Raw genomic sequence first — 20,749 nt, forward strand, 5'->3', positions numbered from 1 at the left:
TGTAATTAGTTGATTTTCAGGTGATTTATTTGTGTTTCGCAGGGACACGGCACGCCTGTTGTACGGCTGTGTCCCTACACATAGCAATCAGTATCAGTTCAAATATTTTGGCAGCGTGCCTTCGTACAGTTCGCGGGCTTCGCCTACGGTAAGTACGGTGGCGCCGTTCACGTTCAGTTTACCGTCAGTGCGGACGCTGCCTAATTGTGTAAACGGTGTGTTGTGTTGTACCAGTAAGGCCTCAAATGCGGCTGCTTTGTCGGGGCTGACGCTCACTACTACGCGGCTCTGACTTTCGCCGAACAGGTAGGCATCTAAGCGAATGCCACTGTTTACGGGCACTTGTATGTCGTAGCCTAACTTGCCGTGCAGCGCCGATTCGGTGAGTGCCGTCCATAAGCCGCCGTCGGAAACGTCGTGTGCCGACTGCACCAATTTGGCCTTGATAACCGCCGCCACAGCCTGTTGCAGGTGGTATTCGGTTTCCAAATCAAAAGCAGGGGCAGGGGAGGCTTTCACGCCGCGGAATGAATAGAGGTATTCGGAGCTTGCAATGTCGTTTTTAGCTTCTCCAATGAGGTAAATCAGGTCGCCTGCTTGCTTAAAATGCAACGTCATGCGGTTTTGCCAGCCTTCCAAAATGCCCAGCATACCAATGGTTGGGGTAGGGAAGACGGCATAATTTACGCCGCCATCGCCCGATTTGGGCGTGCTTTGGTTATAGAAGCTGACGTTGCCGCCTGTTACGGGGGTTCCGAAGCGTTCGCAGGCTTTTTTCATGCCCTTGATGCTGCCGACAAACTGCCAATAGACTTCCGGCACGTAAGGATTGCCAAAGTTGAGGTTGTTGGTAATGGCTACAGGTTCGCCTCCGCTGCAAACCACGTTGCGGGCAGCTTCCGATACGGCAATTGCACAGCCGATTTCGGGGTCAGCCTTTACATAGCGACCGTTGCAATCAACCGTGATGACGATATTTTTATCCGTGCCTTTTACGTTTACGACTGCCGCATCGGAAGGTGTAACGCTATTGACGTTTGCCGTGCCTACCATGCTGTCGTATTGCTGATAAATCCAGCGGCGCGAGCAGATGTTCGGGTGTGCAATCAAGAATCTGCCGACTTCGCCGATTTGTTCGGCTGTAATATCGGGCACACTGTTAATGTCAAATTTTTTGTACTCTTGGTAGTAGGCAGGTTCGCGGTATTCTCGGTGGTATTGCGGAGCACCCCCGCCCAGTACCAAACTGTCGGCAGGCACATCGGCAACCAATTCGCCGTGCATGTAGAAGTACAGGCGCTCTCCTTCAATCACTTCACCGATTTGTACGCAATGCAAATCCCACTTGTCAAAAATGCGTTGGATGATGTCTTCCTTGCCTTTTTCTACAACCACGAGCATGCGCTCCTGCGATTCGGAGAGCAATATTTCAAAGGGTTTCATGTTGGGCTGACGTGTCGGTACACGGTCTAACCATACATTCATGCCGTGCTTGCCTTTGGCGCTCATTTCTGAGGTGGAGCAGATGATGCCCGCCGCACCCATGTCCTGAATGCCGACTACGCAGCCTGTTTCAATAATTTCCAAAGTGGCTTCCAGCAACAGTTTTTCCTGAAAAGGGTCGCCAACCTGTACGGCAGGCAGCTTTTCGGTAGATTTTTCGCTGATATCTTCCGAGGCGAAGGTTGCGCCGTGGATACCGTCTTTGCCCGTCGCAGAGCCAACAATAAATACGGGGTTGCCCGCACCGTAGGAGATAGCCCGTGCAATTTTATCGGCTTTCAGGATACCTGCCGAGAAGGCATTCACTAAGGGATTGATTTCGTAGCAGTCGTCAAAGTAAACTTCGCCGCCAACCGTAGGCACGCCGAAGGCATTGCCGTAGTCGCCGATGCCTTTTACCACGCCTTTGACTAACCACTTGGTGCGGTCGGTGTTCAGGTTGCCGAAGCGCAGGGAGTTGAGCTGTGCAATCGGACGCGCTCCCATGGTGAAAATATCGCGGTTGATGCCGCCCACGCCCGTTGCCGCACCCTGATAGGGCTCTACTGCCGAAGGGTGGTTGTGGCTTTCAATTTTGAAGGCGCACGCCAGCCCGTCGCCCAAGTCCACGATGCCCGCGTTTTCTTCGCCTGCCTTAGCCAGCATTTTAGGCGAATCTTTGGGCAGCGTTTTGAGCCAGACGATGGAGTTTTTGTACGAACAGTGTTCCGACCACATCACCGAATAGATACTCAGTTCGGTAAAGTTGGGAGTGCGGCCTAAGATTTGGCAAATCTGTTCAAATTCTTCGGGTAACAAGCCCAGTTTGCGGGCGGTTTCTACTGTTGGGAGTGCTTCCATAAAAATGCGAAAAAGAGGGGGCAAAAAGCCAAAGCAAAGGTAGGGCAAAACTCAGGATTTTTTATTGGCGATGATTCCTTGATTTGTAAAATAAGCAGTTAGTCAAATTGAAGTCCAATACTTACCACAAGGGCACAAACACACAAAAATATTGTCTTCTTGTAGCCTTGTGGTGAAGTAAACTGCCCCCCCAATAAAAAACCACCGCCCCGAATCGGTGTGCCTCAGAAGGCCAAATATTGGCAGCACCGAAATTCAGGGCAGGTGGTTTGTAGAAGATTTTTATGGAATTTGTTGGTTTTTTATTGCATTTGGAAAACAAAAGGTAGCACCATGCACTGTCTGACAGGTCGTCCGCGTTGTTTGGCCGGCGTCCAGCGTGGGCTGTTGGCAATGATGTACATCACTTCCTCATTGCGCTCAGGCGAAAACTGTAGCCATCGTGCCATTTTGGGGTGCGGTTGATTGTTTCCATGTGCGTTTTGTTTAATTTTGAAAGCATAATGCAGGCCTTACACGAAAGGTTACAGCCGCGCGAAAAAAAATCGTAGCATTAAGTTTGCGGTTGATTAACTAACAGACTTTATTTTTAGGGATTATCATGGAACTAATTGATTATCAATCGCTTGAAAGCAGAAAAAACACACTCAGAGAACAGTGGATGTCTGCCAAGCCTTTTCGCTATATTGTTTTTGAAGATTTTTTCAAGCCCGAAGCGGCGGAAATGATATTGCAGCATTACCCCGATGTTACGCAGCAGGGCTGGGGAAATACGACCTATATCAACCAGAAAAACAAGTTTGTGATGACGGAGTTTGAGCAGGGAAGCCTGCTGCAACAAACTTTTGACGAGTTGAACGGAAAGAAATTGCTGCAAATCGTAGAATACATCACAGGCATAGAGGATTTGGTAGCCGACCCCAAGCTATTTGGCGGCGGTTTACATCAGTCCACAAAAGGAGCGTTTTTGGATGTACACGTAGATTTCAACTATCACCCCGACACGCACTACCACCGTCGGATGAATATTTTAGTGTATATGAACAAGGACTGGAAGCCGGAGTACAACGGCTATCTGGAATTGTGGGATATGGACAAAAAAGAACAGATTGAATACATAGAACCCAAATTCAATCGCTGCGTGATTTTTGAAACCAACGAAATATCATTTCATGGGCATCCCAAGCCGCTGAATACGCCACCCCATTTGAGTCGGAAGTCAATTGCAGCTTATTACTACACAGCCACACGCCCCGAAGAAGAAATTGCAGCAGACCACAATACCATTTACGTCAATACCGAAGGTACGCAAGGCATAGTGAAGAATTTCTTGTCAGGGATAAAGGCTTTGGGCGAACGAATCAAAGGCAAAATCGGTTAAGCGCTTTGTTCATGTCAAAACCCCAAAATATTCTTGTAACTACTTTTTGGTCGTACAAGGATGCGCTGGTGCAAAACTGTACGCTGCCCTATCTGAAAATTATTCATAAAAACTTGCCCGAAGGCAGCAAAATATTCCTGCTCACAATTGAGCAGGAGCGTTTTGCCATTGCACCCCAAGAGCGCCGGCATATCAATGACTACCTGAGCCAGTGGAATATTGTACATTGCAGTTTCCCGTACTATTCCTACGGTTGGAAGTCCTATTTGAACTGGATGCGCATCGTGGGTGTGCTTTGGTGGACAATGCTGCGGAACAATGTCAGATACGTGCATACGTTTTGTACAACTGCCGGCATGTCTGCCTACTTGCTGTCGCTGCTGACCGGCGCTACGCTGGTGATGGATTGCTACGAACCACATGCCGAGGCCTCCGTAGAAAACAACGATTGGGAGCGCAACAGCCTGCGTTTTCGCCTGTTGTTCTGGTTAGAAAAATTGCAATCTAAAAGGGCGCGCTATGTTTTGTCCAATACGGCGGGTATGAGAGACTACGCAAAAGAGAAATACAATGCGGAATTTACTCATTTTTGCGTTAGACCCAACTGCACCAACCTTGCGCAGTTTTCCGAAGACCATGTCAAAAAGCCCGATTTACTTGCACAATATGGCTTTACCGATAAAATTGTATGTGTTTATGCAGGTAAACTGGGCGGCATTTATCTGAAAAAAGAAGTTTTTGACCTTTTTAAGGTAGCTTATGACTATTGGGGCGATAAATTCCGCATATTGTTACTTACGGCACACACGCGGGAAGAAATTGAGCAGATGGCCGAAGAAAGCAACTTAGACAGCCGTATTATTACCTCGTTGTTTGCTCCGCACAATCAAGTGCCCGATTTGATGGGGCTTGCAGACTTCGGCATTACACCCGTTAAGCCTGTGCCAACTAAGCGGTACTGCTCGCCCGTAAAAGACGGCGAATACTGGGCATTGGGGTTGCCCGTCATCATCCCTCAAAACATTGGCGATGATGCGGATATCATTGCCCGTTACGGCATTGGTGCAGTACTCCCCGAATTGTCATTGCAGGCATATGAACGTGCGGTGCGTGAAATAGACCGATTGCTGCAAGGCGACCGAGTGGCTTTGCGAGCCAAAATTCGCCGTATTGCCCAAGAATACAGAGGTTTTCATATCGCAGAAAAAGTATATGCCGATATTTATTCCGCTGTAAGCACCTAATCTGTTGGTTTTGGTGTCAATTTTGTTGCTTTTTATAAGCCGCCTTGTATCATGAACAAGCCTAAAAAAATCATATTCCTTTTATTGATGTTTCTCTTGATAGCCGGCTGGGCTTGTTCGCAGCCGCTGCAACAGTTTCAGGGAACATATACCGACTTGCAGGCAGAAGCCCGCAAACAAAACAAACCGTATTTTGTGTTTTTTTATACCAACTGGTGTATGCCTTGTCGTAAAATCATGAAGGAAGGGTTTTATGACAAAAATTTTATTAGTTATGCAGAAAAAAACTACCTTGCATACAGCGTAGATGGCGAATCTTTGGTAACGGAAGGTAAAAAACTGGCCAATTTCTACAACGTGTATTTTTACCCGATGATTCTGGTTTTTACGCCGCAAGGAAAAGTAGTAGAACGCATGGACGGCTATTTGAAGCCCGAAGAACTAACGGCACTGCTCAAACGCAACGTAAACCTGAAAGGCGAACCTACGGGAGAGTACATCTACCGCAACGATGACCCGCCAATGGCTGCCAATATAACGCCCACCGGTAAAGGGCTTTATCGCGTCCATATAGAAAAGCAAGATTCCGACGGTTACGGACTGCAACTGGGCGTATATGAAAATTATGAAGCCATTTTTAAGGAAATGGAGAAATTGCAAGCCAAACACCATCGCAATATTCTGGTGCATATCAACGAAATCAACGGCAAAACGGTATATCATCTGATTCTGGGGCCTTTTAATTCACAGCGTGCTGCCCTTACCTACGGTGAAGTATTGGAAAGCAGGTACGGTATCAAAGGAGTAGTAGTGGTGCTGGCGGCCATGAAATAGGCCAAATTTGCATACCTTGGCATCCCGTATTAACTTTGCATAGGATTAATTGAATTAATATTTTCTTCCTGCTATGGCAATAATGATAACCGATGAGTGCATCAACTGTGGTGCATGTGAGCCTGAGTGCCCCAATACCGCTATTTACGAAGGCGGTGTAGAATGGACTTGGGCAGGCGGAACCGAACTGAAAATGGTGGAAATGGAAGGTGGAGTTGTGGTAGATGGCAACGAGCCTCAGCCGCCTCTTTCAGACGAATTCTATTACATCGTTACCGATAAGTGCACAGAGTGTGTCGGTTTCCATGAAGAACCTCAATGTGCGGCCGTTTGTCCGGTAGATTGCTGCGTACCCGACCCCGATGCAGTAGAAACAGAAGAAGAATTACTTGCCAAAAAAGCGTGGCTCCATGCCGAAGCCTAATCCCTTTAAAAGTTTCGGGGAATACCTAATATTCCTCTGGCGTGCTTTCACCAACCGCGAACCGATTCGCATTTACTGGAAACTCTATATTGATGAGTGTCTGCTCATTGGTATAGATTCTTTAACGATTGTTGCCATCACCTCCACCTTTATAGGTGCAGTAACGGCTGTGCAAACCGCTTACAACTTGGTCAGTCCGCTAATTCCGGTTTATATCATCGGTGTTATCGTGCGCGATATGACCATTTTGGAGCTTGCACCCACCGTTACCGCTATTGTATTTGCCGGCAAGGTAGGTTCTAATATCGCCGGCCAATTAGGCACTATGCGTATTACCGAACAGATTGATGCGCTGGAAGTAATGGGTATCAACTCTACTTCGTTCTTGGTATTGCCCAAAATTTTTGCAGGAATTACCATGTATCCTTTGCTGGTAATTTTGGCGGGTTTTTTGGCCATCTTGGGCGGATATGTTGCCGGAACGTTGGGCGGCTTAATCACTCCCGACGAATATATTTACGGCATCCGTGCCGATTTCATTGAGTTCAACGTAACCTTTGCGCTTATCAAATCCTTTGTATTTGCTTTCCTGATTACAAGCATCTCCGCTTTTCAGGGCTATTATACGCAAGGAGGCGCTTTGGAAGTAGGTATTTCGAGTACCAAAGCGGTAACTAACAGTTGTATCGCGCTTTTGCTGGCAGACTACCTGCTGGCCGAACTTCTGGTTTAATCGGCTGTAAAGTGATTGAAGTTAAAAATATCAACAAGTCATTTGGCGACAAACAGGTATTGTTTGACGTGAGTGCCGTATTTAAGCCCGGTATCACTAACATGATTATCGGCGGCAGTGGTACGGGCAAAAGCGTATTACTCAAAAATATTGTGGGGCTTGTAGTACCCGATACGGGCAGCGTGCTGTTCGATGGGCGCGACTTCCACAACGGCTCGCGCGAAGAGAAAAAAGCATTGCGGCAGGAAATAGGCATGCTTTTTCAAAGTGCGGCGCTGTTTGACTCCAAAAATGTAGAAGAAAATGTCCGTTTCCCTTTGGACATGCTCTCCAACATGCCCATGGATGAAAAAATGGACAGGGTCAATTTCTGCCTGAAGCGTGTGGGGCTTGAAAATGTGAATAAAAAAATGCCTTCCGAACTCAGCGGGGGCATGAAAAAGCGGGTAGGCATAGCCCGTGCTATTGCCTTGCAAACCAAGTATTTGTTTTGCGATGAGCCCAACTCAGGCCTTGACCCGCTGACCTCCATTATGATTGACAACCTGATTCATGAAATTACGACAGAGTATAACATTACCACAGTGATTGTTTCGCACGATATGAACTCTGTTATGGAAATAGGCGAGCATATTATTTTCATGTATCGCGGGGCAAAACTCTGGGAGGGCAATAATGAAACCATCTTTGATTCGGACGTGAAAGAATTGAACGAGTTTATCTTCTCCAACAAATTGATGCGCCGTTTCAAGCAATAATCGTGTAAGTTTTTGCATGAAATTTGTAGTGTTTATGCTATACCGCCAAGAACACTAACTATGGCTTATGCAACCATTGATGAAAGCAATCTGCCTATTGTACTGATTACTTTTAGCGAAAAAGAACCCACGCGTGAGGAGTTTGACGCGTACCTCGATGCTATGTACAAAATCTATGCACGGCGACAGCCTGTAAGTTTTGTTTTTGATGCAACTAAGGTGAAATACTTAGGGTCTGAGTTCCGAATTAAGCAAGGAAACTGGCTCAAACAACACAAGGCACTGATAGGGGAAGTGCAAAAATGTTTGGTTTTTGTCATTCCCAATATGATGGTGCGCTTTATTCTGGATGCTGTATTGCTCATTACGCCCTTGCCGGCACCGTATGTGGTGGTAAAAAGTGTAGAAGAAGGTTTTGCAGAGGCCGCCAAGCGGTTGCAATTATCACAGGGCGTTTAACAAATCGCTTAATTTGAATACTCAAAGAGTCATTCTGTGATTTTTCAGAATGACTCTTTGAGTTGATTGACGAGTTGATTTCAGCGCGCGGTGATATTGAATACAACTTTGCCCACTGTAATGGAGGGTCTGCTTCCTCCCGACGTAGGGCGGAAAGATACTTCTTTCAAGGCTTCCTCATACAACCGTGCGATTGAAGGGCTTACCGAGCGGTAGAGCAGCCGAACGCCGACTACTTCTCCGTTTCTGTCCACGCGGATTTCAAACTCCAACCTTCCCGTTTCTCCAGTGCGGTCATTGACCACGGGTTTAGTATCCCACGTCCAGCCGGCGAGGTCTAATGAGGTGCCGCCGCCGCTTCCTAACAGCGCATCGTTATTGAGGCTGCCGTCCGGTTTTCCTTGGTCGCCTGTTGCCCCCGATACATTGCCGTTATTATTGGCCGTGTTTTTATCGCCTGTACCCTTGCCGCTGTCTGTGTTGCTCGGTTGCTCCGATTTTTGCGGTTGCTCCGAAGGGCGGGTAGTTACGGGCTGCGTAGAGGTTTTTTTTTCCTCGCGTACATCTGGACTGTTGCGGTCTTCGGTAGTTACAGGCCGTGCCGTAGGTTGCTCCACTCTTTCGGGCGTGCGCTCAACCGACTGCGTAACGGGTTTAGTCTCGTTGGTTGCAGCAGGGCGAGTAACCGAAGGGCGTGCATCTTCTAAGTTTTTGTTGTTGTTAGCTTTTGACTGGCTTTGAACTTTACCGCTGCCTGCGTTGTCTTTGCCAAAATTAACCCCTCCCTCAATCTCCAAGGTTGGAACAAACGGAGGCGGGTCAGGACGTGTCCATACGACTGTAAAAATGAAAATAGCCAACAGGATAGCATAGATTATCAGGGTGAGAATGCCTGCTATCCGGCGGTCTTTGGCTTCGCGTTGTAGGCTGTTCATGGCTAATCGGGTTTGGTAGCAATGGAGACCTTTGCTTTTAGTTTGGCAGCTATACCCGCTACATCCACTAAGTACTGTACGGGAACGTCTTTATCTATTTGCAAAACAACCACCCCGTCTTCGCGGTCGCGCAGTTGTGCGCGCAGTTCGCGTTCCAAACGGTTGTAATTAACGCCTATCTCATTGACAAAATACATCATTTCTCCTCCTCTGCCTTTTTTTACACTGACACTGATTTTAGGAATCACCTTGCCGCCCGCTTTGCTGGTAGGCAGGTTGATGTTAAGCCCTGAGGGTGTAACAAAGTTGGAGGTCAGCAAAAAGAAGATGAGCAGCAGAAAAACCATGTCCGTCATAGACGACATGTTGAAGTCGGGACTGATTTTATTTTTTGAACCAAGTGCCATAAGTTTTCAGGATAAATGTAACAAGCTGTCAATTAATTGTATCAACCCTGATTAGGCATGAGGGCGTTCCAGCAATTCCATGAACTCGATGGTGGTAAGCTCCATGTTGTAGATTACCTTCTGAATTTGCGTTACCAAGTAGTTATAGCCTACATAGGCAATAATGCCTACAAACAAGCCCACTGCGGTTGTAATCATAGCCTCGTAGATGCCGGAGGAAAGCAGTTTTGGGCTTACGGAGCCTTCCTGTTGCGCAATGGCGATAAAAGCCGAAATCATACCGGTTACTGTGCCGAAGAAGCCAATCATGGGGGCAGCTCCTGAGATAGTCGCCAAAATGCCTAAATTTTTTTCCAATCGGTAAATTTCCAATTTGGCAGCGTTTTCTACGGTAGCTTCTATGCTCTTCATATCAAAACCAAGTTTGCCGATACCGCGGTCTAACATTCGCGAAATGGGGTTGTCTTCCTTTGCACAAATGGCGCGGGCTTTTTGCACATTGCCTTCCAGCACTGCTTTTTTGACTTTTTCAAACAGTTCTTCGGGGTTTTGAGAAGCCCGTGTGATATTCAGATAGCGTTCAATAAAAATAAAGATAGCGGCGGCGCCAAGCAGTGCCAGCGGAATCATAATGAGTCCGCCTTTCATTAAAAGGCTAATTAGTGAAATCTCATCCTGAACGTCGTAGCCGCCGTTGGCTAAAGTATCTGCCTGCAAGAGTAGCATAGTTGAATCGTTGGGTTTAAAATTGGGGTAATGGGTTGTTTGCCGCTAAGTAAGATAAGTTTTTTTGAATTTTACGCGGTTGGCAGCAAGTTTTCACTGCCAATTTTGTTATGGCAGGCATTTAGCAGCGTGCCGTGCTTACACATGCCTGCTGCAAATCCGATGCTGTTGCTGTGTTTGCACAGCTTTCATTATCGGAAAAGCACAAGTAAACAACGGTAAAATAATAAATTATCGTGCCAATTATTTTTCAGGCATGAAAACAAGTTCGCTGAGGCGTTCTTCTGCAAAAACCTCACAGGCAATTTCCTGCAAGTCGGTTGCTTTAATACGCTCAATTCGCCCGAAAATTTCGTTCAGGCTTTCCACACGCCCGAGGTCTAATATGCTTTTGCCCATCATCAGCATCATTCCGTGGTTGCTTTCCTCTGCCATGGCAAGCTGTCCCATCAGTTGCTGTTTGCTGCGCTGCAATTGCAAAGTGCCAAGCGGTTGTTCGCGCAGTTTCTGCAACTCTTTCATTACCAAACCCTTGCACTTGTTGAGCGTATTGGGGTCGGTGGCAAAGTAAATGCTGAATGTTCCGGCATCTAAGTAGATATTATAGCCCGAGTCCACGCTGTAAACCAATCCGTGTTTTTCGCGCAGGCTCATATTGAGGCGCGAATTCATGCCCGGCCCGCCCAGCAGGTTGTTGAGCATAAAAAACGGGATGCGTTTTTCATCGTACAGGCTGTATGCATGTCCGCCAATGAGGCAATGTGCCTGATGAATAGGGCGGTGTTGTACAAGGCTTTGGGGGATGTAATGCTGCGGTTTTTGCCGATTGAGCGAAGCATTGAACTGCGGCAAGTCGCTCAGATATTTCTCTGCCAAATATTTGGCTTTTTCAAAGGGAATATTTCCCGTAACAGATATTACAATGCGGTTATTTTGCATATTACCGCGCACGAACTCCAAAAAATGCTGCCGTGTGAAGCTGCCCACGCTTGCCGTTGTTCCCACGATATTCCAGCCCAACGGATGCCCGGGGAAAAGGATTTCATCAAACGCATCGTAGATGGCATCGGCGGGGTCATCTTCGTACATCGCCATTTCCTCCAAAATCACCGTTTTCTCTTTTTCAATCTCTTTTTCGGGAAAAGTGGAATGGAAAGCAATGTCTGCCAGTAGTTCCAGTGCCTTTTCAAAATGTTGCTCCATCACCGAAGCGTGAAAGCATACCTTTTCTTTGGTGGTATAGGCATTGAGTTCGCCGCCTACGTCTTCCAGACGGCTCAGTATATGGTACGTTTTGCGTTTTTCCGTGCCTTTAAACGCCATGTGTTCCCAAAAATGGGCAATTCCCTGCTCGTGGGGGCGTTCATCGCGGCTGCCGACATCCAGAATAATGCCGCAATGAGCAATTTTGGTGTGTGTTACGCGCTTGTGTACCAAACGCAAACCTGAAGGAAACTCGTAGAGTTCGTAATCTTTCATAGGACTTGCAAAGGTACGCGATTATCGGGTAAAATGGCCAATGTGCCTATGCCGAAAAATAAATCCGCTTCACGCGCTCGCCGATACCCGTCAGTACTTCATAAGGGATTGTATCTAACTGATTAGCAAGTTGTTGCAGTGTTTCCGCATCGTAAAATACCAATGCTTCGTCGCCCTCCTGTGCTTCGGGGATGTGTGTAATGTCTGCCATGCACATGTCCATACAAATGCGCCCGACTGTGGGGGCTTGTTTGCCGTGAATCCAGAAGTGGCCTTTGCCATTGCCCAACATGCGCCGATAGCCGTCCGCATAGCCAATAGCCAGCGTTGCAATGCGCGAGGGGCGTGTGATTTGCCCATGCCTGCCATAACCGACCGTATCGCCCGGTTGCAGATTTTTGATTTGCGAAATGGTAGTTTTTAACGTAGCAACTGCCTGTAAGTGAGATTGTTGAATACCGTTGGCTTCAATGCCGTACAGGCCGATACCCAACCGAACCATGTCGTACTGTGCATCGGGGAAGCGCACAATACCGGCCGAATTGAGGGCATATTTCAGCATGGTTTTCCCATAGGCGTGTTCTACCTGTGCCGCCGCCGATTCAAACAAGTGCAGTTGTTGTTGCGAGAACGTTGCCAATCGCTCCTCATCGGCACCTGCCAGATGTGTAAAAATGCCGCTGATAGATAGGATGTCCTTGTGTTGTCTAATTATTTCACAAAGTCTGCCGATTTCATTGGGTAAAAAACCCAAACGATGCATACCTGTATCTATTTTCAGGTGAATAGGCGGGGAAGATTCGGCCGCAGCGTTGAATCGCAGCCACTCTTGCAGGATGCGGAAGCCGTAAATTTCGGGCTCGAGTCGGTAGCTGTGCAAAAGAGCGAAACTGTCTGCCGAGGGGTTCATTACCATCACAGGCAGCGAAACGCCTTGTTGCCGCAGGGTAATGCCCTCATCGGCATAGGCAACCGCCAAATAATCACAGCCTTTCTGTTGCAGATATTGGGCAATTTCGTGGCTGCCGCTGCCGTAGGCAAAAGCCTTAACCATTGCCATTATTTTTACGCCGGGTTTCAACAAACTTTTGTAATAGCCCAAGTTGTGTCCAACCGCATCCAGATTAATTTCTAAACGCGTGCCGTGTATTTTTTCTTCCAAACGAGCAACAATTTGCTCAAAACCAAAACTTCTTGCACCTTTAATCAGAATATTTTCTTCTATGAAAGTAAGCTCGGCGCGGTCAATGGCTGCCAGCAGTGAAGCCGTATCGGCAAAATTTTGTACAAACAAATCAGGTGGAACTTGCAGGTTTGCCCATTCCTGTCCCACGAGCAACAGTCGGCTGACATCAAAACGACCGATGAGCGCCTCTACTTCGCGGCAAATAGCTTCGTGCGAAAGTCCGCTTTGCAGCATATCGGACAGAATCAGGGTACGGGGGCGATTGGGCACTGCATGGAGTGCCAGAAATTCCAGCGCTACGCGCAGACCTGCCAAATCGTTGTTGTAGCTGTCGTCAATCAATGTGCAGCGATTGATACCCTTTTTGCGCACCAAACGCATGGCGGGTTGCATGTGCGAGTTTAATATTTTTGACAGTGATTTGTCTATATAATCTGCATCTTTGGTCAAATGCCACATGGCAATTATGCAGTGCAGAGCATTTTCCAGTGAGGCAGAGTCGGCAAACGGCAATTGTAAGCGCTTAGGTGATGCGTTGAAATAGATATCCAGTACCGTTTTTCGGGTATTTTTTTCTATGATTTTGATTTTAACGACATCGTTTTCATTGGTGCCCCAACTGATAAGTTGGCAGTTCGGGTGAGAAAAATGCCAGTTGAGAATTTCATCGCGTAGTTCCTGCTGTGCGCTATTGAAAATTATTACTTCCGATTGGTTGAATAATTGCAGCTTTTCTCTGATTTTTTCGCTCCTGCTGCTGAATCCTTCATCATGGGCTGTACCGATATTGGTAAAAATCCCGATAGTAGGACGAATTACCTGTGCCAGAGGTTTCATACTGTCGCGGGTGGAAATACCGGCCTCAAAAATTGCCAGATTGTGTCGGTCGCTCATCTGCCAAACTGACAGCGGTACGCCTAATTGCGAATTATAACTTTTGGGACTTTTAATAATGTTAAATTTTTCTGCCAGTAACTCTGCCAACCACTCTTTTAGAATGGTTTTACCGTTACTGCCTGTAATCCCTACAACCGGATAGTGAAAGCGCTGTCTGTGCAAGGCACAGAGTTCCTGCAAGGCAATCAGCGGGTTATCTGCCACAAAAAAATGCCCGTCTAACCCTTCGGGTACCCAACGAACGATGAAAAAGCGAACGCCCTTGGCGTGTACATCAGCCAGAAACTGATGGCCGTCCGTGTGCTTACCTGAAAGTGCTATGAATATGCTTTCATCGGCATTTTGAGGCGTAATAGAGCGGCTGTCTATTTGAAGTTGTCGCCCTTCGGCCACCCTGTAAAAGTCTTTCGCATTATCAAAAGTTAGATGCATAGGTAATTCTACTTAGATAAGTTGAGTAATTCTCAGGATTTACACGCAAAGAAAGAGAATATACCTTTGCAATATCTATTAATTGGATTAACGCCAAGTGGCATTAAGATAATTAATAAGGGGTAAATTTAAACAACGCTGGAACAGTCGCACTAATATTTAGCGCGACTGTTTTTTTGTTGCCGTCCGCAGAGGCGGCCTGCTAATATTTCTCTGATAAATGTTAGCCGTGCGTTTTACTTGTTTAGCACTACTGCACTATCTTTGTAAGCAACAATTAGTTTAATAAATCCATAACTTTTTCAAGAGAATGGCATTCGATATAGAAATGATTAAGGCCGTTTACGCACGCATGGGCGAGCGTATAGAAGCGGCAAGAAAGGTGCTGGGAAGACCTCTGACGCTGAGTGAGAAAATATTGTATTCTCATTTATACAAAGACCAGCCGTTGGCGGCCTTTGAGCGTGGCAAAACTTATGTTGATTTTGCACCAGACCGAGTAGCCATGCAGGACGCAACGGCACAAATGGCCTTGTTGCAATTCATGTCTGCGGGTATTCCGAAGGTGGCCGTGCCTTCTACCGTACACTGCGACCACCTCATTCTGGCAAAAACAGGTGCTAAGGAAGACCTCAAAGTAGCCAACGAAACCAACAAAGAGGTTTATGAGTTTTTAAGTTCTGTATCGAATAAATACGGCATCGGCTTTTGGAAGCCCGGTGCAGGTATCATCCACCAAGTAGTGCTGGAAAACTATGCCTTCCCCGGTGGCATGATGATTGGCACCGACAGCCACACGCCTAATGCAGGCGGTTTGGGCATGGTTGCCATTGGTGTTGGTGGTGCCGATGCGGTGGACGTGATGGCCGGCATGGCTTGGGAGTTAAAAATGCCAAAACTGATTGGCGTGAAACTCACCGGCAAAATGAGCGGTTGGACTTCTGCCAAAGATGTTATCTTGAAAGTGGCAGGTATTCTCACCGTATCGGGCGGTACGGATGCTATTGTAGAATATTTCGGCGAAGGTGCGGATAATATTTCTGCCACAGGCAAAGGAACCATCTGCAATATGGGTGCAGAAATCGGTGCCACAACCTCTATTTTCGGTTATGACCGCCATATGTACGATTATCTGGTAGCAACAGGCCGTCAGGATGTGGCAGAGCTTGCCGAGCAACACAAGGCTCACCTGCGCTCCGATGACGATGTTTATGCTAACCCTGAAAAATATTTTGACCAACTGATTGAAATCAATCTGGACGAGCTGGAGCCGCACATCAACGGCCCTTACACACCCGATTTGGCATGGCCGCTCTCCAAATTTGCGGATGCAGTTCGCGAAAAAGGTTATCCTGCCAAGTTAGAGGTAGGTTTGATTGGTTCTTGTACCAACTCTTCCTACGAAGATTTGACCCGTGCCGCTTCCTTGGCCAAGCAAGCAGTAGATAAAAAGCTGAAAGCCAAAGCAGAGTTTACAATTACCCCGGGTTCTGAGCAGGTGCGCTACACCGCAGAACGCGACGGTATTTTGGGTGTTTTTGACCAAATCGGTGGGGTAGTGCTGGCAAATGCCTGCGGCCCTTGCATTGGTCAGTGGTCGCGCCACGTAAATGACCCCAACAAGCCGAACTCCATCATTACTTCGTTCAACCGCAACTTTGCCAAGCGCAACGATGGCCTTTCTTCTACTCACGCTTTCGTAGCTTCACCTGAAATTGTTACGGCATTTGCCATTGCCGGAGATTTGACTTTCAACCCAATGAAAGACAAACTCATCAACGAAGACGGACAGGAAGTAATGCTGGATGAACCGCAAGGCCTCACTGCGCCTCCGAAAGGCTATGCAGTGGAAGATGCCGGCTACCAAGCTCCGGCGGAAGACGGCAGCAAGGTACAGGTAATTGTAAGCCCGACTTCTGACCGCTTGCAGATTCTGGAACCTTTCAAACCATGGGAAGGAACAGACTTGAAAGGTTTGAAACTCCTCATCAAGGCAAAAGGTAAGTGTACTACCGACCATATTTCCATGGCTGGCCCTTGGTTGAAGTATCGCGGCCACTTAGACAATATTTCTAACAACCTGCTGATTGGCGCTACGAATGCCTTCAATGGTGCTACTAACAGCGTGAAAAACCAACTCACAGGCCAATATGGCGAAGTTCCTGCCGTACAACGCGCCTACAAAGCAGCAGGCATAGGTTCAATCGTTGTAGGCGACGAAAACTACGGCGAAGGCTCGAGCCGTGAGCACGCCGCCATGGAGCCGCGTCATTTGGGCGTTCGCGTGATTCTGGTAAAATCTTTTGCCCGTATCCACGAAACCAACCTGAAAAAACAAGGTATGCTCGCGCTGACTTTTGTCAATAAAGAAGATTACGACAAAATTCAGGAAGATGATACCATTGATGTAATCGGTTTGACGGAGTTTACCCCGGGTAAAAACCTAACTATCCGCCTGACTCATGCAGACGGTTCTGTGGAGGAGTTCCCCGTGAAGCATACTTACAACGAGCAGCAAATCGGCTGGTTTAAAGCGGGTTCTGCGCTCAACCTGATTGCAGCCAAAGGTAAGTAAGGAATACAAGTTTTGGAAAAACAAAAGCCACTCCTGTCTTTTTAGGAGTGGCTTTTGTTTTTTAAAGGGTACAGAGACTTCCAAAAAGCACGCAAAAAGTTTTGTATATACCTTGATTCCCCCAATACAATTTGCTTGCTCACAGTTTTAGGTGGTTTTGTTTTTTTTCTTCTTCACTTATTTGGTTGGTTCTGTCCGATACCTGTCGTACAGTTTCATCCATTTTTTGAACTGTTTTATCCAATAAGTCAATTAGGTAGGGGTTGTAAATGCCCTGATTCATATCCATTTTGATGAGATTCATCAGCCCCAGCAAGGTTGCAATCGGGGCGCGCATTTGATGGGAGTTGATATGAGCAATTTCATCAATGGTTTGCATGTGCCTGCGCTGGTTGTTGTGCAAGCGCTGCCTGATACGCCTGATGACCAGATAAACTGCCGTTCCAGCAAACAAAAATATAAATATTCCGGCAATAATTAAAAGCCTATTGTAGGCAATTTGCTGTGTTTGTAAGCTGATTTTTAGTTGATTTTCAGCATTTTTTATTTTTTGAAGTTCCAACTCGGCAGCCTGTTTTTTGAGTTGCTGTGTTGTGCTTTCCTGCTCTTTTTCCAATAGTTTCTTTTGTGAACTAAGCAACGACAGTTCCAACTGCTTTTTTTCGGCAACCATTTCCTTTAATTGGGCTTCTTGCCCGAGCAAACGGATGATTTTTGCCTGCCGCTCGTTGTCCATGGCCTGTAACCGAGCATTCCATTGCAATCGTTCTATTTCAGCCTGTTGTTGCTGCAAGTCGTATCGCGATTTTGCCTGTTCGGTAAGCCGCTGTTTTTCGCTGTTAAACAGTAGTTGATTGAGTGAATCGCTCATCATCTTATATCGCAATGCCTGTTTAAAATCTTGTTTTTTGACATATAGATTGCATAGGTCGTCTGTAATAGATTTAGTCAGACTTGTCAGATTATTTTCGGTAGCCATGGCAAATGCTTTTTGCAGATAATAATCGGAGCTGTCAATATTGCCGATTTCCATATGATAAGCGCCTAAATTGCCCCAAGAAGTAGCTAAAATGGATACATCACCTACTCGTTCGGCAATTGCCCGTGTTTGATGCAAGTAATGAATCGCTTCTTTAAATGCTTTTTGGTCGGCGTAGATAATTCCGATATTGCCCAAACTGTTGGCAACTCCGCGCAAGTCATTTATTTGTTTTTTCAAAGCCAATGATTTTAACTGATTCTTAATGGCTAATGTGTAATTTTTTTGGTTTTTGTAATAAATAGCAATATTGCCAAGGGCTGCTGCCTGCAATTGTTTGTTATCAATTTGCTCGGCTTGTGCGAGCGCCTGCCTGTAATGTGTAATGGATTGCAGGGTGTCGCCCATTTTCTCGAACAAAACACCCATATTGTTCAGCGTGCGGGCAATGCCGTATTTGTTTTGCAAGGCTCTGTCTATGGCGATAGAGGCGGCATAGGCTTCCATTGCCTCCGGCCACATACCCCACATGCGATAAATAGAACCTACGGCTTGCAGCATATCTGCCTTCAATGTTAAAAGGCTGTCCGGTAGTGTATTTTTAGCATCCAGATAGTTAAGGCCTTTTTGCAGCAATTGAAAAGCCTGTGAATATTCTCCCAAAGAGAGGTAACATTGCCCCATCAGATAGTGCGCATCGGTATAAGCCCACTCGTTGCGCTCGGCAGTTGCAATTTGTAAATATTGTTGTGCTGTTTTGAGCGCTTCTCGCGGTTGAGAATACAGCAACTTGCGGGCTTCTGCTGCTTGTTTTTGCCAAATAGTCAGGTCTGTCTGCGCACTTGCAGTTATAGCCAGCGAGATAAAGCAAATGATAAGACAGAAATTCCGTACAAGCGCATTGTCCATGATTTGAGTAATATACTGCCAAAAATAAATACAATTTTTGCAAAATTTACCCACGTTACAACATCAATCATTAGAACGCATCCTAATGTATGTTATTGCAAGATATGGCTAAAAATTGCATTTCCGGCGAATCTGTATTTGCTTTGTATCTACTTTAGCTACGAATTGGCATGAATCTGAAACTGCGTAACCCGCTTGCTTTTTTTGACTTAGAAACCACAGGCACGAATATCACAACCGACCGCATCGTAGAAATTGCGGTTGTGAAAGTAATGCCCAATGGCGAGCAATTGACCAAAGAAACCCGCATCAACCCGACCATCCCCATTCCTTACGAGGTAAGTCTGATTCATGGCATTTACGATGAAGATGTGCAGGATAAGCCTACTTTTAAGCAAATAGCTAAAGAACTTGCCAATTTTTTGGAAGGTGCCGATTTGGCGGGGTTTAACGTGCTGAAATTTGATTTGCCTATGTTGGCCGAAGAATTTCTCAGAGCCGGTGTAGAATTTGATCCAAGTACCCGAAAAGTGGTAGATGTACAGCGCATTTTCCATCTGATGGAGCCGCGCACGCTTTCGGCTGCCTATAAATTTTACTGCCAGAAGGAGTTGGTAAATGCGCACAGTGCCCTTGCCGATACTATTGCTACTTTTGAGGTGCTCGATGCACAGGTAGAGTACTACAAGGAAGTGGCCGTTAATGGCAAAGACGGTGTCCCGTTCTATCCCGTGCAAAACGACATACAGGCGCTGCATAATCTGACTGCTTCCAACATGGTGGATTTTGCAGGGCGGATTGTGCTGGACAATAAAGGTGTGCCGATATTTAACTTTGGCAAACACAAAGGCGTGCCGGTTTTAGAGGTGCTCAAAAAAGAACCTACTTACTACGACTGGATGATGAACGGAGATTTTCCGCTCAATACCAAGCAAAAACTGACGCAAATCCGATTGAGCCAGTTTAATCAAAAATAACTTGTGCTGACGCTGCGCCACCAATATCATCTGCTGAAATTCAAGTTTGAGGCCGGCACATCGCGCGGTGTGCTGACCGAACGGCCTGTTTGGTTTGTTTTTTTAACAGATACCCGAACAAACTTGTGCGGTATCGGTGAAGTAGCTCCGCTGGCAGGCCTGAGCGTTGATTTTTTCCCCGATTACGAACAAAAAATTGCATTGCTGGAAAAAAGTTTGCACCAAGTGCAATTTCGGGATGCCCGCGATATTACCCAAGAATGGATTGACCAACAGACAGAAAATCTGCCTGCACTTCGGTTTGCTCTCGAAACAGCCGTGCTGGATTTGCAAAACGGCGGTAAGCGGATGATTGCCGACAATCCATTTTATCATGGTGCCATGTCCATCCCGATTAACGGGCTTATTTGGATGGGCAATGAGGCATTTATGTTGCAACAGGTGGAAGATAAGTTGGCAGCGGGTTTTTCCTGTCTGAAAATGAAAATAGGCGCGATAGATTTTGCTGCTGAGTTGAATATTTTGGCAGGTATCCGCAAAAGATTTTCACCCGATGAAATCACCCTCAGGGTAGATGCCAACGGTGCTTTTACGCCTGCGGAAGCACCGTTGAAATTGGCTGCACTTGCCGATTTTCATATCCACTCCATCGAGCAACCCATCAGGCAGGGGCAATGGGATGCCATGGCACAACTGTGCCGCGTTTCACCTGTGCCTGTGGCATTAGATGAAGAACTCATCGGTATTCATTCAAGGGATGAGAAAAAGCGGTTGCTGGAAACACTCCGCCCACCGTATATCATCCTGAAACCCGGCCTGTTGGGCGGTTTGGCGGCCTCTGCCGAGTGGATTGAACTTGCCGAGCAAATGGGTATCGGCTGGTGGATTACCTCTGCGCTGGAATCCAATATCGGGCTGAATGCCATCTGTCAGTTTACGGCTTCCTACCAGCCTGCCATACCGCAAGGTTTGGGTACAGGGCAATTATACCACAATAATATAGATTCGCCGCTGGTGGTAGCCAACGGGCACATCAGCTACACTGGCGAAGGAAAATGGGGCATGTAGGCT

General features: G+C 46.7%; 18 protein-coding genes. 10 read left to right on the top strand and 8 right to left on the bottom strand.

Annotation, left to right across the window (positions count from 1 at the left end; translation table 11 throughout):
• Positions 1-93: 93 nt before the first annotated feature.
• Both purL and NDK19_RS10375 read right to left on the bottom strand, forming a co-directional pair.
• Entirely contained in the window at positions 94-2,343 is a 2,250-nt protein-coding gene (gene purL / locus NDK19_RS10370; RefSeq protein WP_250631807.1) for a phosphoribosylformylglycinamidine synthase subunit PurL, read from the bottom strand.
• Positions 2,344-2,645: 302 nt separating this feature from the next.
• Positions 2,646-2,792 (bottom strand): hypothetical protein, encoded by a 147-nt coding sequence (locus NDK19_RS10375; protein WP_250631808.1) that lies wholly within the window; start codon positions 2,790-2,792, stop codon positions 2,646-2,648.
• Between the two features lie 152 nt (positions 2,793-2,944).
• Here NDK19_RS10375 and NDK19_RS10380 point away from each other — a divergent pair, with 152 nt between their 5' ends.
• From NDK19_RS10380 to NDK19_RS10410, 7 genes are all read left to right on the top strand, one after another.
• Complete coding sequence (locus NDK19_RS10380; RefSeq protein ID WP_250631809.1) at positions 2,945-3,724, top strand: 2OG-Fe(II) oxygenase; 780 nt, start codon at positions 2,945-2,947, stop codon at positions 3,722-3,724.
• Between the two features lie 11 nt (positions 3,725-3,735).
• Positions 3,736-4,968, top strand: coding sequence for a glycosyltransferase (locus tag NDK19_RS10385; RefSeq protein WP_250631810.1), 1,233 nt, complete (start codon positions 3,736-3,738; stop codon positions 4,966-4,968).
• Positions 4,969-5,055: 87 nt separating this feature from the next.
• Positions 5,056-5,802 (top strand): thioredoxin fold domain-containing protein, encoded by a 747-nt coding sequence (locus NDK19_RS10390; protein ID WP_250631811.1) that lies wholly within the window; start codon positions 5,056-5,058, stop codon positions 5,800-5,802.
• 73 nt (positions 5,803-5,875) lie between these two features.
• Positions 5,876-6,226: a 4Fe-4S dicluster domain-containing protein gene (locus NDK19_RS10395; protein WP_250631812.1), complete on the top strand. Its 351-nt coding sequence runs from the start codon at positions 5,876-5,878 to the stop codon at positions 6,224-6,226.
• A complete protein-coding gene (locus NDK19_RS10400) occupies positions 6,213-6,959 on the top strand; it encodes an MlaE family ABC transporter permease (protein WP_250631813.1) in 747 nt (248 codons plus the stop codon). The genes NDK19_RS10395 and NDK19_RS10400 overlap by 14 nt, the downstream gene beginning before the upstream one ends.
• 11 nt (positions 6,960-6,970) lie before the next feature.
• Positions 6,971-7,717, top strand: coding sequence for an ABC transporter ATP-binding protein (locus NDK19_RS10405; protein ID WP_250631814.1), 747 nt, complete (start codon positions 6,971-6,973; stop codon positions 7,715-7,717).
• A 60-nt stretch (positions 7,718-7,777) separates the two neighbouring features.
• On the top strand, positions 7,778-8,176 hold the full coding sequence (locus NDK19_RS10410) for a hypothetical protein (RefSeq protein WP_250631815.1): 399 nt from the start codon (positions 7,778-7,780) through the stop codon (positions 8,174-8,176).
• A gap of 80 nt (positions 8,177-8,256) precedes the next feature.
• Here NDK19_RS10410 and NDK19_RS10415 read toward each other — a convergent pair whose 3' ends face one another.
• The 5 genes from NDK19_RS10415 to NDK19_RS10435 form a co-directional block, all read right to left on the bottom strand.
• Positions 8,257-9,111 carry a hypothetical protein gene (locus NDK19_RS10415; RefSeq protein ID WP_250631816.1) on the bottom strand — a complete coding sequence of 285 codons (855 nt, stop codon included), beginning with the start codon at positions 9,109-9,111 and terminating at the stop codon, positions 8,257-8,259.
• Between the two features lie 2 nt (positions 9,112-9,113).
• The gene (locus NDK19_RS10420) at positions 9,114-9,518 is read right to left on the bottom strand and encodes an ExbD/TolR family protein (RefSeq protein ID WP_250631817.1); all 405 of its coding nucleotides are present in this window, start codon (positions 9,516-9,518) and stop codon (positions 9,114-9,116) included.
• Between the two features lie 51 nt (positions 9,519-9,569).
• Positions 9,570-10,244 carry a MotA/TolQ/ExbB proton channel family protein gene (locus NDK19_RS10425; protein ID WP_250631818.1) on the bottom strand — a complete coding sequence of 225 codons (675 nt, stop codon included), beginning with the start codon at positions 10,242-10,244 and terminating at the stop codon, positions 9,570-9,572.
• A 243-nt stretch (positions 10,245-10,487) separates the two neighbouring features.
• The gene (locus tag NDK19_RS10430) at positions 10,488-11,723 is read right to left on the bottom strand and encodes a M16 family metallopeptidase (RefSeq protein ID WP_250631819.1); all 1,236 of its coding nucleotides are present in this window, start codon (positions 11,721-11,723) and stop codon (positions 10,488-10,490) included.
• Between the two features lie 46 nt (positions 11,724-11,769).
• Positions 11,770-14,238 carry a bifunctional UDP-N-acetylmuramoyl-tripeptide:D-alanyl-D-alanine ligase/alanine racemase gene (locus NDK19_RS10435; protein ID WP_250631820.1) on the bottom strand — a complete coding sequence of 823 codons (2,469 nt, stop codon included), beginning with the start codon at positions 14,236-14,238 and terminating at the stop codon, positions 11,770-11,772.
• A gap of 310 nt (positions 14,239-14,548) precedes the next feature.
• On the opposite strand from NDK19_RS10435, the gene NDK19_RS10440 reads away from it, so the two are divergent.
• Positions 14,549-16,813, top strand: coding sequence for an aconitate hydratase (locus NDK19_RS10440; protein ID WP_250631821.1), 2,265 nt, complete (start codon positions 14,549-14,551; stop codon positions 16,811-16,813).
• Between the two features lie 139 nt (positions 16,814-16,952).
• On the opposite strand, the gene NDK19_RS10445 is transcribed toward NDK19_RS10440, so the two are convergent.
• Entirely contained in the window at positions 16,953-18,701 is a 1,749-nt protein-coding gene (locus NDK19_RS10445; protein ID WP_250631822.1) for a tetratricopeptide repeat protein, read from the bottom strand.
• 170 nt (positions 18,702-18,871) lie between these two features.
• Between NDK19_RS10445 and NDK19_RS10450 the strand changes: the two genes are divergently transcribed.
• Positions 18,872-19,678, top strand: a complete 807-nt coding sequence (locus tag NDK19_RS10450; RefSeq protein ID WP_250631823.1) for a 3'-5' exonuclease — start codon at positions 18,872-18,874, stop codon at positions 19,676-19,678.
• A 3-nt stretch (positions 19,679-19,681) separates the two neighbouring features.
• A complete protein-coding gene (locus tag NDK19_RS10455) occupies positions 19,682-20,746 on the top strand; it encodes an o-succinylbenzoate synthase (RefSeq protein WP_250631824.1) in 1,065 nt (354 codons plus the stop codon).
• Positions 20,747-20,749: the final 3 nt, after the last annotated feature.

This window comes from Rhodoflexus caldus (genome assembly GCF_021206925.1).
GTDB lineage: Bacteria > Bacteroidota > Bacteroidia > Cytophagales > Thermoflexibacteraceae > Rhodoflexus > Rhodoflexus caldus.

Coding starts and splice junctions, on each gene's coding strand:
- purL (WP_250631807.1), bottom strand. CDS start 2,343: ATGGAAGCACTCCCAACAGTAGAAACCGCCCGCAAACTGGGCTTGTTA.
- NDK19_RS10375 (WP_250631808.1), bottom strand. CDS start 2,792: ATGGCACGATGGCTACAGTTTTCGCCTGAGCGCAATGAGGAAGTGATG.
- NDK19_RS10380 (WP_250631809.1), top strand. CDS start 2,945: ATGGAACTAATTGATTATCAATCGCTTGAAAGCAGAAAAAACACACTC.
- NDK19_RS10385 (WP_250631810.1), top strand. CDS start 3,736: ATGTCAAAACCCCAAAATATTCTTGTAACTACTTTTTGGTCGTACAAG.
- NDK19_RS10390 (WP_250631811.1), top strand. CDS start 5,056: ATGTTTCTCTTGATAGCCGGCTGGGCTTGTTCGCAGCCGCTGCAACAG.
- NDK19_RS10395 (WP_250631812.1), top strand. CDS start 5,876: ATGGCAATAATGATAACCGATGAGTGCATCAACTGTGGTGCATGTGAG.
- NDK19_RS10400 (WP_250631813.1), top strand. CDS start 6,213: ATGCCGAAGCCTAATCCCTTTAAAAGTTTCGGGGAATACCTAATATTC.
- NDK19_RS10410 (WP_250631815.1), top strand. CDS start 7,778: ATGGCTTATGCAACCATTGATGAAAGCAATCTGCCTATTGTACTGATT.
- NDK19_RS10415 (WP_250631816.1), bottom strand. CDS start 9,111: ATGAACAGCCTACAACGCGAAGCCAAAGACCGCCGGATAGCAGGCATT.
- NDK19_RS10420 (WP_250631817.1), bottom strand. CDS start 9,518: ATGGCACTTGGTTCAAAAAATAAAATCAGTCCCGACTTCAACATGTCG.
- NDK19_RS10425 (WP_250631818.1), bottom strand. CDS start 10,244: ATGCTACTCTTGCAGGCAGATACTTTAGCCAACGGCGGCTACGACGTT.
- NDK19_RS10430 (WP_250631819.1), bottom strand. CDS start 11,723: ATGAAAGATTACGAACTCTACGAGTTTCCTTCAGGTTTGCGTTTGGTA.
- NDK19_RS10435 (WP_250631820.1), bottom strand. CDS start 14,238: ATGCATCTAACTTTTGATAATGCGAAAGACTTTTACAGGGTGGCCGAA.
- NDK19_RS10440 (WP_250631821.1), top strand. CDS start 14,549: ATGGCATTCGATATAGAAATGATTAAGGCCGTTTACGCACGCATGGGC.
- NDK19_RS10445 (WP_250631822.1), bottom strand. CDS start 18,701: ATGGACAATGCGCTTGTACGGAATTTCTGTCTTATCATTTGCTTTATC.
- NDK19_RS10450 (WP_250631823.1), top strand. CDS start 18,872: ATGAATCTGAAACTGCGTAACCCGCTTGCTTTTTTTGACTTAGAAACC.